This window comes from Acinetobacter sp. YH01018 (assembly GCF_013420295.1).
In the GTDB taxonomy this organism is placed as follows: domain Bacteria; phylum Pseudomonadota; class Gammaproteobacteria; order Pseudomonadales; family Moraxellaceae; genus Acinetobacter.
Map to the genome: position 1 here is coordinate 1 of NZ_VOYL01000057.1, position 14,247 is coordinate 14,247.

General features: G+C 41.9%; 13 protein-coding genes. 8 read left to right on the forward strand and 5 right to left on the reverse strand.

What is annotated here, in order from left to right:
- Positions 1-202: 202 nt before the first annotated feature.
- Together FTT83_RS14015 and mutM are read right to left on the reverse strand one after the other, a co-directional pair.
- Complete coding sequence (locus tag FTT83_RS14015) at positions 203-484, reverse strand: peptidylprolyl isomerase (RefSeq protein ID WP_180044018.1); 282 nt, start codon at positions 482-484, stop codon at positions 203-205.
- Complete coding sequence (mutM, locus tag FTT83_RS14020; protein WP_086197676.1) at positions 481-1,335, reverse strand: bifunctional DNA-formamidopyrimidine glycosylase/DNA-(apurinic or apyrimidinic site) lyase; 855 nt, start codon at positions 1,333-1,335, stop codon at positions 481-483. The genes FTT83_RS14015 and mutM overlap by 4 nt, the downstream gene beginning before the upstream one ends.
- A 269-nt stretch (positions 1,336-1,604) precedes the next feature.
- Between mutM and FTT83_RS14025 the strand changes: the two genes are divergently transcribed.
- From FTT83_RS14025 to FTT83_RS14035, 3 genes are all read left to right on the forward strand, one after another.
- Positions 1,605-3,710, forward strand: a complete 2,106-nt coding sequence (locus tag FTT83_RS14025; RefSeq protein WP_180174938.1) for a TonB-dependent receptor — start codon at positions 1,605-1,607, stop codon at positions 3,708-3,710.
- A gap of 13 nt (positions 3,711-3,723) precedes the next feature.
- On the forward strand, positions 3,724-4,833 hold the full coding sequence (locus FTT83_RS14030; RefSeq protein ID WP_180081687.1) for an NADH:flavin oxidoreductase/NADH oxidase: 1,110 nt from the start codon (positions 3,724-3,726) through the stop codon (positions 4,831-4,833).
- Between the two features lie 99 nt (positions 4,834-4,932).
- A complete protein-coding gene (locus tag FTT83_RS14035) occupies positions 4,933-5,859 on the forward strand; it encodes an AEC family transporter (RefSeq protein WP_180044022.1) in 927 nt (308 codons plus the stop codon).
- A gap of 86 nt (positions 5,860-5,945) precedes the next feature.
- On the opposite strand, the gene FTT83_RS14040 is transcribed toward FTT83_RS14035, so the two are convergent.
- On the reverse strand, positions 5,946-6,758 hold the full coding sequence (locus FTT83_RS14040; RefSeq protein ID WP_166170843.1) for a tetratricopeptide repeat protein: 813 nt from the start codon (positions 6,756-6,758) through the stop codon (positions 5,946-5,948).
- Between the two features lie 354 nt (positions 6,759-7,112).
- On the opposite strand from FTT83_RS14040, the gene FTT83_RS14045 reads away from it, so the two are divergent.
- Positions 7,113-7,358, forward strand: a complete 246-nt coding sequence (locus tag FTT83_RS14045) for a hypothetical protein (RefSeq protein ID WP_086197672.1) — start codon at positions 7,113-7,115, stop codon at positions 7,356-7,358.
- Positions 7,359-7,467: 109 nt separating this feature from the next.
- Here the strand turns inward: FTT83_RS14045 and FTT83_RS14050 are convergent, their stop codons facing one another.
- Complete coding sequence (locus FTT83_RS14050; RefSeq protein WP_180044024.1) at positions 7,468-8,193, reverse strand: folate-binding protein YgfZ; 726 nt, start codon at positions 8,191-8,193, stop codon at positions 7,468-7,470.
- Positions 8,194-8,920: 727 nt separating this feature from the next.
- Between FTT83_RS14050 and acnD the strand changes: the two genes are divergently transcribed.
- From acnD to FTT83_RS14070, 4 genes are all read left to right on the forward strand, one after another.
- Positions 8,921-11,539, forward strand: a complete 2,619-nt coding sequence (acnD, locus tag FTT83_RS14055; protein ID WP_180044026.1) for a Fe/S-dependent 2-methylisocitrate dehydratase AcnD — start codon at positions 8,921-8,923, stop codon at positions 11,537-11,539.
- A 167-nt stretch (positions 11,540-11,706) separates the two neighbouring features.
- Positions 11,707-12,603 (forward strand): HNH endonuclease, encoded by an 897-nt coding sequence (locus FTT83_RS14060; protein WP_180081683.1) that lies wholly within the window; start codon positions 11,707-11,709, stop codon positions 12,601-12,603.
- Positions 12,604-13,114: 511 nt separating this feature from the next.
- Positions 13,115-13,258, forward strand: a complete 144-nt coding sequence (locus FTT83_RS14065) for a hypothetical protein (protein ID WP_086197667.1) — start codon at positions 13,115-13,117, stop codon at positions 13,256-13,258.
- A 455-nt stretch (positions 13,259-13,713) separates the two neighbouring features.
- Entirely contained in the window at positions 13,714-13,920 is a 207-nt protein-coding gene (locus FTT83_RS14070) for a hypothetical protein (protein WP_180044588.1), read from the forward strand.
- Positions 13,921-14,151: 231 nt separating this feature from the next.
- On the opposite strand, the gene FTT83_RS14075 is transcribed toward FTT83_RS14070, so the two are convergent.
- Positions 14,152-14,247: transposase domain-containing protein (locus tag FTT83_RS14075; protein ID WP_150993715.1), on the reverse strand; the 96-nt coding region annotated here is incomplete at its 5' end.

The window sequence follows — 14,247 nt, forward strand, 5'->3', positions numbered from 1 at the left end:
CAATATTGGCAGGACTTTCGATTTTACTGAACACTCTTCAACTGCTCTCGGAATATTCAATAGATGAACTGAATGAAATCGCAACAATTGCATTAGGTACCTAAAGATGTGTAGATACCTATGCCTTTTAGGAGAGGGCTAGGGAGAGGTTTACCTCCATCCCAGCCTTCCTCCTAAAAGGAGGAAGGAGCAACAAAGATTACTAATCCATCCGAAACTTGATTTCCAGCAAATGCCAGCCAAACTGGCTTTTGATTGGGCCATGCAGTTCACGTTCAGGCAAAGTAAATACGGCTTTATCAATCGGACCGACTAACTGGCCTTTTTTGATATCACCCAGTTCGCCACCTTTTTTGCCCGAAGGGCAGGTGGAATGCTGTTTGGCAATTTTGGCAAAATCAGCCCCATCCTTAATTTTCTTTTTCAGCTGTTCAGCCAGCACTTTATCTTTGACCAAGATATGTCGAACGATGGCAGATTTCATGCTTGGCTTCCTTTAATGGCTTTCTGGTGGGCTATTTTAACTTTTTTTAGGGGCTGACACTCTGGACAAAATACCGATGCACGCTGTCCGAGTTTTAAATTTTCCAACGTGGTTTCACAATTCACGCACATTTCACCGGCACGACCATAAGCCAGCAGGGTTTGCTGGAAATAGCCGTTTTCACCCATGGCATTGGTATAGTCACGCAAGGTCGAGCCGCCGAGATCAATCGCCTGTTTTAAAATACGTTTAATTTCTATAACTAACTGTTCAATTTGCTGAAAACTCAGGCTAGAAGCCGGTTGAGCAGGATGAATCCCTACGTTAAATAAACTTTCCGTTGCATAAATATTGCCCACTCCCACCACCATGTGGTTATCCATAATCGCCACTTTCGCTGCTACATTTTTCTTTTTAAATTTTTCAAACAGATATTCAGCATTAAATGCTTCACTCAAAGGTTCAGGCCCTAAAGTATCAATCAGTTTGCTTTGCGAGTCTTGATCGAGCCATAAAATACAGCCGAAACGGCGCGGATCATGATAACGCAGTTCAATATCTTCAAATTGAATGATCAGATGATCGTGTTTGCGCAGTTCGTCTGTTGCTGTACATAATCTGAAACTGCCTGACATGCCCAAATGCCAGAGCATACTGTCTTGTTCAAACTCTGCCAAAATATATTTGGAACGGCGGGTGAGTTTCAGCAATTTTTGACCCACCAACTTTTGTATATTTTCAGGAATAGGCCAACGTAAGCTCGGCTGACGGACTTCTACCTTTAAAACGGTTTGATCCAACAGTGGCAAGAGACTGGTTTTGGTGGTTTCAACTTCAGGTAATTCAGGCATAGGATCAAATGTATCAAGAAAACTTTGTGCTTAATATTGGACTGCTAAGAGGGGATTGCAAGGGAGTCTTAAAAAATCTATATGCTTGTTGCAATTTGTTAATAGATGCAATGGACTGATTCTAGCAGTCATTTTAATTCGCCGATTGCTTCATGCTTTTCCTCAATCTGAAGGGGTCATTAACCCTGATACTACAAATAAACTTAAACGCTATGCGGGTAGTTCGTTTAAGCTTTCAAACAGTATTTTAATAAGATATAGAGCAAGCTATGCCAGGTAAATATTACGAGATTCTCTTTTCTAAGACTTTATTTTACCTGACAGCATGCCTCTGCCAGCATCTTTATGCTGCCCCTGATTCTACGGACCCGGTTTTGCTTCCCGTCATTAAAATAGAAGCGACACGTAGCGATACTGACTGGCTGCAAACACCTGCTTCAGTATATCGAATCGAACAAAATAACAATACGAATAATCTCGGTGTAAATCTTTCTGAAACTTTAAAAGGTGTACCTGGCTTACAGCTGAATAACCGCGAAAATTATGCCCAGGATTTACAGATTTCCATGCGTGGCTTTGGTGCCCGTTCAACTTTTGGTGTGCGTGGTATCCGTTTATATGTCGATGGTATTCCTGCGAGCATGCCGGATGGGCAGGGCCAGACCTCAAATATTGATTTAAGCAGTCTGGATCATATTGAAGTACTGGGTGGGCCATTTTCTACACTTTATGGCAATTCCTCTGGCGGAACGATTTTGACCACGACCAAACAGGGAGCATGCAAAGATTCCATTGAATTGGGCTATTCAGCTGGCAGTCAGCATAAAAGCCGTGCCAATGTGATATTGCAAGGTGGTGCAGATCGGGCCGGTGAGCCGAGTTATGTGCTCAGTTCCTCTTATTTTGATACTGATGGCTACCGTGACCACAGTGCTGCGCATAAAGTACTGAGTAATGCCAAACTGACCTGGAATCTGGATGACGGCTCTAAACTGAACTGGATTATGAATCATGTTGATATAAATGCCGATGATCCGCAAGGTTTGACCCGCCAGCAGTGGCAAGCCAATCCCAAACAGGTCAATGATGCGAACAATATCTATGACGTGCGCAAGGAAATTAATCAAACCCAGACCGGTCTGACCTGGTCTAAACCGATCAATGACCAGCATGAACTGTATGCTATGGCTTATCTGGGACATCGTGAAGTGACCCAGTATCAGTCGATTCCTTCGGCAACTCAAATAAACTCACGCCATGCCGGCGGTGTGATTGATTTCAGCCGTGATTATTACGGCACTGATATTCGCTGGACTGGAAAGAATCTTTTACCCAATACACGTGTAACAGCAGGTCTGGCCTTTGATTATATGGATGAAGACCGCCAGGGTTATGAAAACTTTGATGCCAATGGGCAATTTGGCGTAAAAGGGAAGCTACGCCGTGATGAACAGAATTTTTTATGGAATTTAGATCCCTATCTTCAAGCCGCGTGGGATTTTTTACCCAATTGGACCTTGGACACAGGACTGCGTTATAGCAATGTACATTACCAGTCCAACGATCACTATATTGTCACAGGCAATGGCGATGATAGCGGCAAGACCGACTATGACCAGGTGCTACCTTCAGTGGCTTTAAGCTGGAAAATGAATGACCGGTTCAATGTTTATGCCAGCTATGCCAAAGGTTTTGAAACTCCCACCTTTACCGAAATGGCCTATTCAGCAAACGATGGCATAAACTTTAATTTAAAGCCCGCCAGCAGTAATAATTATGAACTGGGTGTGAAAGCACAAAATATGTGGGGCAATTTCACGGCTGCAGTCTTCCAAAGCAAAACACAAAACGATATTGTTTCTGCTGGAACAGTGGATGGCCGTGCGACCTATAAGAATGCGGATAAAACGCTGCGTGAAGGGGGGGAGCTGTCCTGGAACAAAAATCTATGGCGTGATTTAACTGCTCAGGCCAGCTACAGCTATATTGATGCTACATTTGATGCAGCGATTCCGGACAGTATGGTGCAGAAAGGCAACAAGATTCCGGGTATCGCTAAAAATCAGGCATTTGCCTCTTTAGGCTGGCAGCCGGAAATCGGCTTTAATGCGGGTTTTGATGTCCGCTATATGGATCAGGTCTATGTAGATGATGTAAATAGCGATGCCGCACCAAGTTATAGCATCATTTCGGCCAATGTCGGTTATGTCTGGAAACAGGCCGACTGGAAAGTCCGGACTTTTGCGCGAGTCGATAATCTGTTGGATAAAGACTATGTCGGTTCAGTGATTGTAAATGAGGGTAATGGACGCTTCTTTGAACCCGCAGATGGTTTGAACTGGAGTGCGGGATTAAGTGTGAGCAAGGTATTCTAACAGGGGGCTAAGCGTGGCGTTATTATTTCAACCAATTCAATTTGGTTCGTTAAAACTGAGCAATAAAATCGTAATTGCTCCAATGTGTCAGTATTCGGCAACTGAACAAGGGGAGGTGACCTATTGGCATGAGCAGCAATGGGCTAATTATGCCTTGTCTGGTGCCGGTTTATGTATTGTTGAAGCCACCGCAGTGCAAGCGGAAGGGCGGATCAGTTATGCCGATTTGGGATTGTGGAATGATACACAGCGTGATCAGATTAAGGCATTACTGACAAAAATAAAGACACTTTCGCCTATGCCGTTTGCAGTGCAATTGGCACACGCAGGGCGTAAAGCCTCAACCGATAAACCTTGGAATGGAAGAGGTCAATTTAAGCCGACAGAGACTCATGGCTGGCAAACAGTTTCTGCCAGTGACATTCCTTTTAATCCAGCCGATCATGCACCGCATGCGCTGAGTAAAGATGAAATCCAGCAAGTGATTCAAGACTTTGCTGATGCTGCCAAGCGTGCTGTGGATGCCGGTTTTGACTTAATTGAAGTGCATGCAGCACATGGTTATTTGCTGCATCAATTTATGTCACCATTATCGAATCGGCGTCAGGACGAATATGGCGGCAGTTTCGAGAACCGCATTCGCTTGACGCTGGAAGTTTTTCAGGCCATGAAAAATGCGGTACCAGAAGGCTACCCTATAGGCGTGCGTATTTCTGCAACGGACTGGATGGAGGCGCATGACGGTTGGGATATCGAATCTTCGCTCGGTTTGGCCAAGGCTTTGGAACAACTCGATGCAGTATATATCCATGTGTCGAGTGGTGGCTTGCATATCGATCAGAATATTCATCTGGAAGCCAATTATCAGGTTCCATTTGCTCATGCCATTAAGCAGGTCGTCAGCATTCCCGTGATTGCTGTGGGTTTAATTACTGAAGCCATGCAGGCCGAAGGAATTTTACATTATCAGCAAGCTGACGCAATTGCTTTAGCTCGTGCTATGCTGTATGACCCGCGCTGGCCATGGCATGCTGCCGCAGAGTTGGGTGAAAATATTCAAATTGCACCGCAATATTTGCGCTGTCAGCCGCGTGGATTAAAAGCGTTGTTTAGCGCTTTTTAATGCTTCATCCCGATATTTCGCTTGAATGTTTTAATGCTCAGACTCTAAAGAGTCGGAGTCTGGGCAAGTAATTTTATTTATTGAAAGGACAAATTCTATATGGTCTTTACGGTCATCGTACCGATCTTTTTTTTATTAGCTTTAGGTTATCTTTCGGTAAATTTTCAGCTTTTAACAAAAGAGCAAGTCAATGCTGTTGGGGCCTTTGTCATTAAAATTGCGCTACCTGCTTTATTTTTCCAATCCTTGGCCGCAAAAGATTTGCATGAAATCTGGTATCCCGAATACTTTCTTGTCTATAGCGGCGTGACTTTTATTTTATATGCTGCGGCATTTTTTATTGTTTCCCATTACTTTAAAAATGACCGTTCACAGTCTTCAGTTTTGTCGCTAGGTGCTGCCATGTCGAATACCGGGCTCATTGGTACGGCGGTATTATCCTTGCTGCTGGGACAAAAGGCGATGACCTATACCTCTTTGGTGGTAATCATTGAAAGTGTGCTGCTTATTCCGGCAGTGCTGATTCTGGCGGAACTGGGAAACTCACAAAAGGCAAGTTTTGCCCAAATCCTCCAGAGCACGGTGGTTACTTTATTGAAAAATCCCTTGTTTATGGGCGTCATGCTGGGGATAGCCTGCGCCATCTTTCAGATTCATATTCCTAAACAGCTGGATCAGGTCTTGGCCCTGCTTGGACAAACTGCATCGCCTTTAGCCTTATTCTCGATTGGTGGCGGGATTGTGGGATTGACGCTGAAATATGTGAATCTGCAAAGCTTTTATCTGGTGATTTCCAGTAACCTGATCATGCCTTTGCTGATGTTCCTGGGTTTGAATTATTTAACCAATGTGAGTCAGGAAATGGTCTATGCTGGAACGCTTATTGCCGCTTTGCCGATGCCGACCATTTTTGCCATGTTAGGTCAAGCGTATGGTTTAAATGAAAAAACTTTAACTCCTTTATTGATGAGTACCATTTTAGGATTCATTGTGGTGAGTGTGTTAATTAGTGTCTGGTGGGCTTAAAATTTTACGGTCAGCATGAATAGCAACAAAATAATAGGCATAAAAAAAGCCCCCGGAATTGAGGCTTTTAATCATCTCTGCAGTGATTAGCTTTTCTTTTCAGCAGTAGCTTTAGGTGGGTTTTTGGCCTGTTCGGCAATCATTTTATCCACCACAGCTAAAGATTGTTTGGCTTGCGGGATATTTTCTTTGGCTAAAGCCTCAAAAATTTTTTTCGCTTCAGGCAGGTTTTGCGGAACGATTTTACCGTTGGCAAACATGTTACCTACAGCCATTAAAGCGGGAATATAGCCTTTTTGTGCCAGATCCTGAATGCTTTTTAAGCCTTGCTTAATTGGCGCTTCGTTTTTGTTTTTAAAACCCTGACTGATGTCATATAACGCTTTGGCATGAATGGCCTGATAATTGCCTTTTTTGATCAGCGGGTCCAATTTTTGTAAAGCCAGTTTATCTGATGCTGCTGTACCTTCAGAAAACAGTAATACGGCCAAATCTACGCTGGCATCATCAAAACCTTGCTTGGATGCTTTTTCTAAATACTGTTTGGCTTTTTTAGTATCTTGGGGCAGACCTAAAGTACCGGTCATGTAGTTTTTACCTAGGACATAGTTGGCTACCGGATAGCCTTTGTTTGCAGACTCTTGATACAGCTGGATGGCTTTTTTCTCATCTTTGGTGGTGCCCTGACCGGTTTGAGTCAGGTAGGCCAAATTATAAAGTGCCTGTGCATTTCCTGTTTTTGCTAGTTTATCCAGCTCCTGATAAGCGCCTTTCATATCGTTGGCTTTGACCAGTGTTTCTACTTTGGCAAATGCAGGATCAACAGAAGTGGTTGTCATTTCAGCCATCGCAAAACTTGAAGACAAAGCGATCAGGCTGGCAAGTATAATTCTTTTCATATTTTTAAAAAACCTTTTATAAACATAATCTTAATTCCATTTATGTGCTTAAAAATGAATATGGAACCCTTCCTTTAACATCATAAGTTTATTTATGTGAATGTAAATACATGAGGGGTGCATTACCATAATATTTCATAGATATTTACATAATTGTTACTGGCTCGATTTTGGGTAGAAAATCTTAAAGCAAGCTTAAGTAGGGTGAGGGCTTTGTAGATGAATTGTTTTGTGCTTAAAATTTAAAACCATCAAGCACAATGATCAGAGAAAAATACGCAGCAGCGAAACGGCACTTTGTTTTTCAGCCAATCTTTGTTTAAATCGCGGCTGAATTAATGTGTGAGTAGATAAATGTTCATTAAAGCCATTAAACGTGCCTATGATCGGGTCAATCTGGACAGCAATATTCCTGAAGAAGAAAAAATGGATGCTTTGCTGATGAAACTGGGGGCTGAATATTTGGTCAGTAAAGATGACCGTGTCTATATTTTTAAAAAAGGTGAGCTTGAAGCAAAATTTGATGCCAAGCATGCGCGTGATTATTCATTTAAAGAATATGTCTGCAAAGACATGAACAAGCTGTTTCATGGTTTTTAATCCGGAAATGTGATCGGTTTAGTATCCCTTCAAATGCATAAAAAAGCCTCCAAAGATGGAGGCTCAGTGCAGCATATATCCAAAGCTTAAATATCTAAAGTTTCAAGATTTACTGTGGACGTGCTACATCACCATTTAAAGCTTCAGGCAAATCTAGAACTTGTAACCCCAGCTCTTCAAGCGCAGCAGGTTTTGCCACGACCAGGGCTTTATAACCGCCATCCACAGCAATGCTGTTGATCACTTCAACATCATTGTTTAACTGGGTTGCAGCAGCAGGAGCATCACCGCTACCTTGCACCAAATGCAGCCAGTGTTTCGGTTTGGCCTTGAACCAGAGGCGTGCAATAATTTCCTGACCCAAATAGCAGCCCTTGTCATAATGTACGCCTTCACGCTGATGCAAACGCAGTTCTTGCGGCTGGAATTCTTGTGCCGTTGTCGCTTCAATCCAGGCCTGACCGGCTTCAATCGCTTGCAGCTGCCAAGCTGCGATATCGGTTTCAGTGCTAGAAAAATCGGTGCTATCGCCATTGAGCGTAGGGAAAACTCGGCCGACTTGTTCCAGCTTCATTTTCGAAAAAGCACCAAATTTTTTAATGTGTTTGGCAAATTCTTCGGCCTGATCGTCAGTGACCACAATTTCAAAACTTTCCGGACTAATTTTTTTTAGCCATAAGCCAAACTGGATTCGTCCTTTTAAACTACAGATCGCGGTATAGCGAGTCAGGTTTTCGGCTAATGCCTCAGCATTTAAAGTCACTTGGCCCTGAAGGAATTTTTGTGCATCTACACCCTTTAAAGTGAATAGTGTAAAAGCAGTAGACGTTGACATGACTAGCCTCTGGATATATTTCACAAATCATTAGTGCAGATATTTTGCAGCATGCAGTGCAGATAGGCAAACAAAAAGCCCAGATTGCTATAGCTTTACTGAAATTCGGAAATATGCAGTTTTGTTTAAATGAATGCGGGCAAGCGACAAAATCATTAGCATTAAAATCGCTGCTCTAACATAAAAATGGCGACCAAAATTTTTTACCCTTTATCAATTTTTTGTAAGGTGAAGATCTTTTCTGACGTCATATTTGAAGGGTTTAGAATGATGGAATGATGAAAAATAGGTATTACCCAACAAGCATATTCAAAAGATAAGCATCGAAGGCAGTGCTAGATCATCAGATTTGCAGCTTAACGCTATTTTTTAGGTTTTAATGCCTGACAAGAGCGAATGCAATATAAAAAATATAAGCTTTACATCTACTTAAACGATTGGGAAAAATATTACAGAACAAGATTGTTTTGTATTCGCTTAGGGACATCTAATACTAAAGAATGAGGCCTATTTCCCGCTATTTTTCCAAAAAAAGCACGATTAGAGCAAATATCCCAAAAAATATGTAACAATTTGTTTCCAAAACACCTGTTTTTATATCTAAATATATGAAATATAAAAGATTTGGGAAATGGCTTTTCGGCGGTGTACTATGCCGTTGAACCGATTGTAACTCGCAACAACAATTACGTAGTAAAGAAAAAATGATTCAAGAGGCAGGTAAGCTATGAACAACAACTACCGCAAACCACTGCAAGGTACCCAGCTCGAATATTATGACGTACGCCAAGCCGTAGAAGATATTCAGCCAGGCGCATATGCAAAACTTCCCTATACTTCAAAAGTACTTGCCGAACAGCTGGTACGCCGTTGTGATCCTGCCATTCTGGAACAGTCTTTACGTCAGCTGATTGAACGTAAACAAGATCACGATTTCCCTTGGTATCCGGCACGAGTGGTGTGTCATGACATCTTGGGGCAAACTGCACTGGTTGACCTTGCAGGCCTCCGTGATGCCATTGCCGACCAGGGCGGCGACCCGTCTAAAGTCAACCCGGTTGTTCCAACCCAGCTGATCGTCGATCACTCTTTAGCGGTGGAATACGGCGGTTTTGATCCGGATGCATTCCGTAAAAACCGCGAAGTGGAAGACCGTCGTAATGAAGACCGTTTCCACTTTATTGAATGGACCAAAACTGCTTTTGAAAATGTTGATGTGATCCCTGCGGGCAACGGCATCATGCATCAAATCAACCTGGAGAAAATGTCTCCAGTGATTCAAAACCGTGAAGGTGTGGCATTCCCGGATACTTGTGTCGGTACCGATTCACATACTCCGCATACCGATGCCTTGGGCGTGATTTCTGTGGGCGTGGGCGGTTTGGAAGCTGAAAACGTGATGCTGGGCCGTGCATCTTGGATGCGTCTGCCAGACATTATTGGTGTGGAACTGGTGGGTCAGCGTAAGGCAGGCATTACCGCAACCGATATCGTGTTGGCATTAACTGAATTTCTGCGTAAAGAACGTGTCGTTGGTGCGTATCTGGAATTCTTTGGTGAAGGCGCAGACAGCATGTCGGTGGGTGATCGCGCGACCATCTCTAACATGACACCTGAATATGGTGCAACTGCGGCGATGTTCTATATTGACCAGAACACCATTGATTATCTGACTTTAACCGGTCGTGAAGCAGACCAGGTGAAACTGGTTGAACAATATGCCAAAGAAATTGGTCTTTGGGCTTCAGACATGAAACAGGCGGAATATCCACGCGTACTGCGTTTCGACTTGTCAACGGTAACTCGTAACATTGCCGGCCCGTCAAACCCGCATGCACGTGTATCAACGGCTGACCTGAAAGAAAAAGGCATTGCGGGTAATTTAGAGGCCGCTCGTGCGCAAGAAGCAGAAGGCTTAATGCCGGATGGTGCGGTGATTATTGCGGCGATTACTTCTTGTACCAATACCTCTAACCCGCGTAATACAGTGGCAGCCGGTTTATTGGCACGTAAGGCAAATGAGTTGGGTCTAACCCGTAAGCCTTGGGTAAAATCCTCTTTTGCACCGGGTTCTAAAGCCGCTGCACTTTACCTTGAAGAAGCGGGTGTACTGCACGACCTGGAAAAACTCGGTTTTGGTATTGTCGCTTATGCATGTACGACTTGTAACGGTATGTCGGGTGCGCTAGATCCAAAAATTCAGCAAGAAATTATTGACCGTGACCTGTATGCCACTGCGGTACTTTCAGGTAACCGTAACTTCGATGGTCGTATCCATCCTTATGCAAAACAGGCTTTCCTGGCTTCTCCGCCATTAGTCGTTGCTTATGCGATTGCCGGAACGATTCGTTTTGATATTGAAAAAGATTCACTTGGCAACGATAAAGATGGTAATCCGATTTACCTCAAAGACATCTGGCCATCGGATGAAGAAATTGATGCGCTGGTAAAAGTTGCGGTAAAACCAGAGCAATTTAAAAAAGTGTATATCCCGATGTTTGATTTGGGCGAGCGTGAAAAAGCGGCAAGTCCACTGTATGACTGGCGTCCGCAAAGTACCTATATCCGCCGTCCGCCGTATTGGGAAGGAGCTTTGGCTGCACCGCGTACCTTGACAAACATGCGTCCGCTGGCGATCTTGCCGGATAACATCACTACCGACCACTTATCGCCATCAAATGCGATTATTATGGATTCAGCTGCGGGTGAATACCTGCATAAAATGGGCGTGCCTGAGGAAGACTTTAACTCCTATGCAACGCACCGTGGTGACCACTTGACTGCGCAGCGTGCGACTTTGGCCAACCCGAAACTGTTCAATGAAATGGTGGTTCGTGCTGACGGTACCATCAAGCAGGGTTCAAAAGCGCGTGTCGAGCCGGAAGGTGAAGTGATGCGTATGTGGGAAGCGATTGAAACTTACATGAACCGTAAGCAACCGTTAATCATTATTGCGGGTGCGGACTACGGTCAGGGTTCTAGCCGTGACTGGGCAGCTAAAGGTGTGCGTCTTGCCGGTGTGGAAGCGATTGTGGCCGAAGGTTTTGAGCGTATTCACCGTACTAACTTAGTCGGTATGGGCGTATTACCACTTGAATTTAAACCGGGTACTAACCGCAAGACTTTAAAGCTGGATGGTACGGAACTGTATAGCGTAGTAGGTAATATTGCGCCACGTTCGACCTTGACTTTAGTCATTGAACGTTCGACTGATGATGGTAAAAACCAGATTGTTGAAGTACCTGTAACCTGCCGTCTGGATACCGAAGAAGAAGTTTCTGTTTATGAAGCGGGTGGTGTATTGCAACGCTTTGCACAGGATTTCTTGGAAGGGAATGTGGCTTAATCTTTTTTAAAATCTCCCCTAGCCCCTCTTTGCGAAAGAGGGGAACTCCCTCCTTTGAAAAAGGAGGGTTGGGGAGGATTAAAGATTAAAAGTTATTGATATTGTTTTAAAAAATCCTACTGTTAAGTGGGGTTTTGTTTATTAAAAAAGAAAATTAAGGGTAGGCTATGGCAATATTATTTTGTAATGTAGGTTGGATGGATAATTATAATGGAGCTAAAGGAGATATACCTAAAAGAGGAGGGGCTTTCAATGATCATTCAATTGGTCATGAGGTATGTAATTTTACTAATGTAGATGGAAAAGTATTTGGATATGTCCGTTCCTCAGGAAAAATTGATATTAAAAAATTAGGAGCTGGTAAGGGGGATGAGTTTGCTGATGGCGTAACCGTAGTATGGACAGCAGGACCAGATAGTGGTGGTACTGTAGTTGTTGGATGGTATAAAAATGCTAAAGTTTATAAAGAGCCCCGAAAGTTATTAAAAATATCTGATATTCATGAAAAAAATAAATTAGATTTTTATTTTATAGAAGCTAATTTTGTTGATGCATACCTTATCCCTGTTAATGAGAGGACTATCTTAATTCCAAGAGCTGTTAAAGGTGGAATTGGTCAAAGTAATGTATGGTATGCTCAAGCACCTGAGGCTAGAAATCTTGTTAGCAGAGTACAAGAATATATTGAAAGTAATAATTTTTTTGATAGTTTACCTGATGTTGAGGAAGAGATTATTGGGCTTGAAGGAAATCCTAGATTTAAGACACATTTGATTAGGGAGAGAAATAGAAAAATAGTGACAGAAAAAAAGCAAATAGTATTTGCTCAAACAGGAAAAATTGAATGTGAAGTTTGTTCTTTTAACTTTAAAAATACATATGGTGCAATAGGTGATGGCTTTTGTGAGGTTCATCATTTGGTTCCATTACATCAAGCTGATGGATTAATTGAAACTAAATTAGAAGATTTAGCAATAGTTTGTTCTAATTGTCATCGCATGCTGCACAAAGGAAATCCTTTATTGAAATTAACTGAATTAAAAAAGATGATGACAAAAAATTAGGATTTTAAAAAATAAAATTTCAATAAGCTTAAGTTTTATAGTTACATCATCAAAATCAGTCATCAGAGTTAAGGAGTAAGTTTAGTTAGCCTCATTTTTCAGACTTATTCTTAGCTGCCATTATTTTAGGTAAATTACACTCTAGTGCTGAAAAATCTATCTAAACAAATACAAACTCTAGATTCAAGAAATGTAGTAGTTTTGAATTATTGTGGCATATGTTATCAATTCCAAAAATAAGGTCAAATTATTGGAATAATAATTTATGGTTGGCTGCACATGCCCGCGCAAATAATTGGGTCATGGTCACCAACAATGAAAAAGAATTCTTACGAGTCGACGGACTGCAAGTTGAGAATTGGATCAGCAAATCTCTGTAAAGCAGTCAAAATTGTTATTTGAAATTATTTTTTGCAATTATGCCACCATCAATTTTTGAAATGATCAATAGACAATCATCACGATAGGGGTATACTAGGTTCACCATTTCTAAAACCTATGGAGAACAAAAATGGTTACTGCTGGCTCTAAACCCGGAACAGGCTTCTATTTTTGTGTCAAATGCGGACACCGCACCTACTTAGAAATTGGTACTGATCGTCTACCACCGTGTACCAAATGCCTTGGCAATCAATTTAACAACAAAATTGCCTAAGCAGCACCTATCAAACAGTTATCCTCTGTTTTGAACAAAAGCCCTATTCATCCATAGGGCTTTTTTGTTGGCTGGGCATTCTATCGTAGTGTATCAAGCGTGATTATAGGTGGAATTACAAATTCCGTGATTTCCACAGCTGAATGAATTTGGGCGACTCTGCTATCCATTCTGTCTTAGCCTTGTCTGTGTCCTGATATTGATTATTATGCTGATATGTTGGGTACGCTTTGGACAAAAACATCACAGGAAAACCTGCTTTGAAAATGCAAATAAAATATATGTTTACACAAAATTTTTAAGAAATATTTATTTAAAGAATGTCACGGATATTTCATGTAAAATCGCTTGATTTTTACCCAATAAAGGCATAATTATATTATTGAATTAAATCCATAAATTTTATATGGGTTTATTGTGGTTCAACTTTATAAAAATTATTCGGGGAACTATCAATGATCAAATTTATTGTAGATGAACAACCTGCAGCTAAAGGCATACACTATATACACAATGCGACACTGGGCTGCGAAGACCTGCCAAAATCGGATGACCAGATTTTGATTGGATACTTTGCAAATTATGAACTCGCCTATAAACGCGCAAGAATGAACTGGCCAACAGAAAGAGTAGAAGGCTGTAGCAAGTGCTGTACGGAATAATTTAAATCTGAAACTGAAAAACTCTGCCTAACTGGCGGAGTTTTTTTTACCTGGTTGATGATTGATTTAGCTGCGGAACACTAAAATGTTTCAATCTTAGATCAGGTTTTGAATAAATATAAATAGATAGGAATAACTGGCGAATAGAAATCGCTTCCCATTCATCTATGGACTGATTATTGTGGATTGTTTGAAAAATGGTAAGCGTGCGCTGAACCCCATAGCTATTTTTTAATTTGAGTTGGGTTTCCAGCGGTGTGGCAGTAATTCTTCAATCTGGGTCACTTTATGTGTTGGCAACCTTTTCAGCACATCACTTAAATAGGC

What these genes read in the sequence shown, in the direction of transcription:
- FTT83_RS14040 (WP_166170843.1), bottom strand. Translation starts at nt 6,758, where the DNA reads ATGAAAAGAATTATACTTGCCAGCCTGATCGCTTTGTCTTCAAGTTTT.
- FTT83_RS14065 (WP_086197667.1), top strand. Translation starts at nt 13,115, where the DNA reads ATGGTTACTGCTGGCTCTAAACCCGGAACAGGCTTCTATTTTTGTGTC.
- FTT83_RS14070 (WP_180044588.1), top strand. Translation starts at nt 13,714, where the DNA reads ATGATCAAATTTATTGTAGATGAACAACCTGCAGCTAAAGGCATACAC.
- FTT83_RS14050 (WP_180044024.1), bottom strand. Translation starts at nt 8,193, where the DNA reads ATGTCAACGTCTACTGCTTTTACACTATTCACTTTAAAGGGTGTAGAT.
- FTT83_RS14025 (WP_180174938.1), top strand. Translation starts at nt 1,605, where the DNA reads ATGCCAGGTAAATATTACGAGATTCTCTTTTCTAAGACTTTATTTTAC.
- FTT83_RS14035 (WP_180044022.1), top strand. Translation starts at nt 4,933, where the DNA reads ATGGTCTTTACGGTCATCGTACCGATCTTTTTTTTATTAGCTTTAGGT.
- FTT83_RS14045 (WP_086197672.1), top strand. Translation starts at nt 7,113, where the DNA reads ATGTTCATTAAAGCCATTAAACGTGCCTATGATCGGGTCAATCTGGAC.
- FTT83_RS14060 (WP_180081683.1), top strand. Translation starts at nt 11,707, where the DNA reads ATGGCAATATTATTTTGTAATGTAGGTTGGATGGATAATTATAATGGA.
- FTT83_RS14015 (WP_180044018.1), bottom strand. Translation starts at nt 484, where the DNA reads ATGAAATCTGCCATCGTTCGACATATCTTGGTCAAAGATAAAGTGCTG.
- mutM (WP_086197676.1), bottom strand. Translation starts at nt 1,335, where the DNA reads ATGCCTGAATTACCTGAAGTTGAAACCACCAAAACCAGTCTCTTGCCA.
- acnD (WP_180044026.1), top strand. Translation starts at nt 8,921, where the DNA reads ATGAACAACAACTACCGCAAACCACTGCAAGGTACCCAGCTCGAATAT.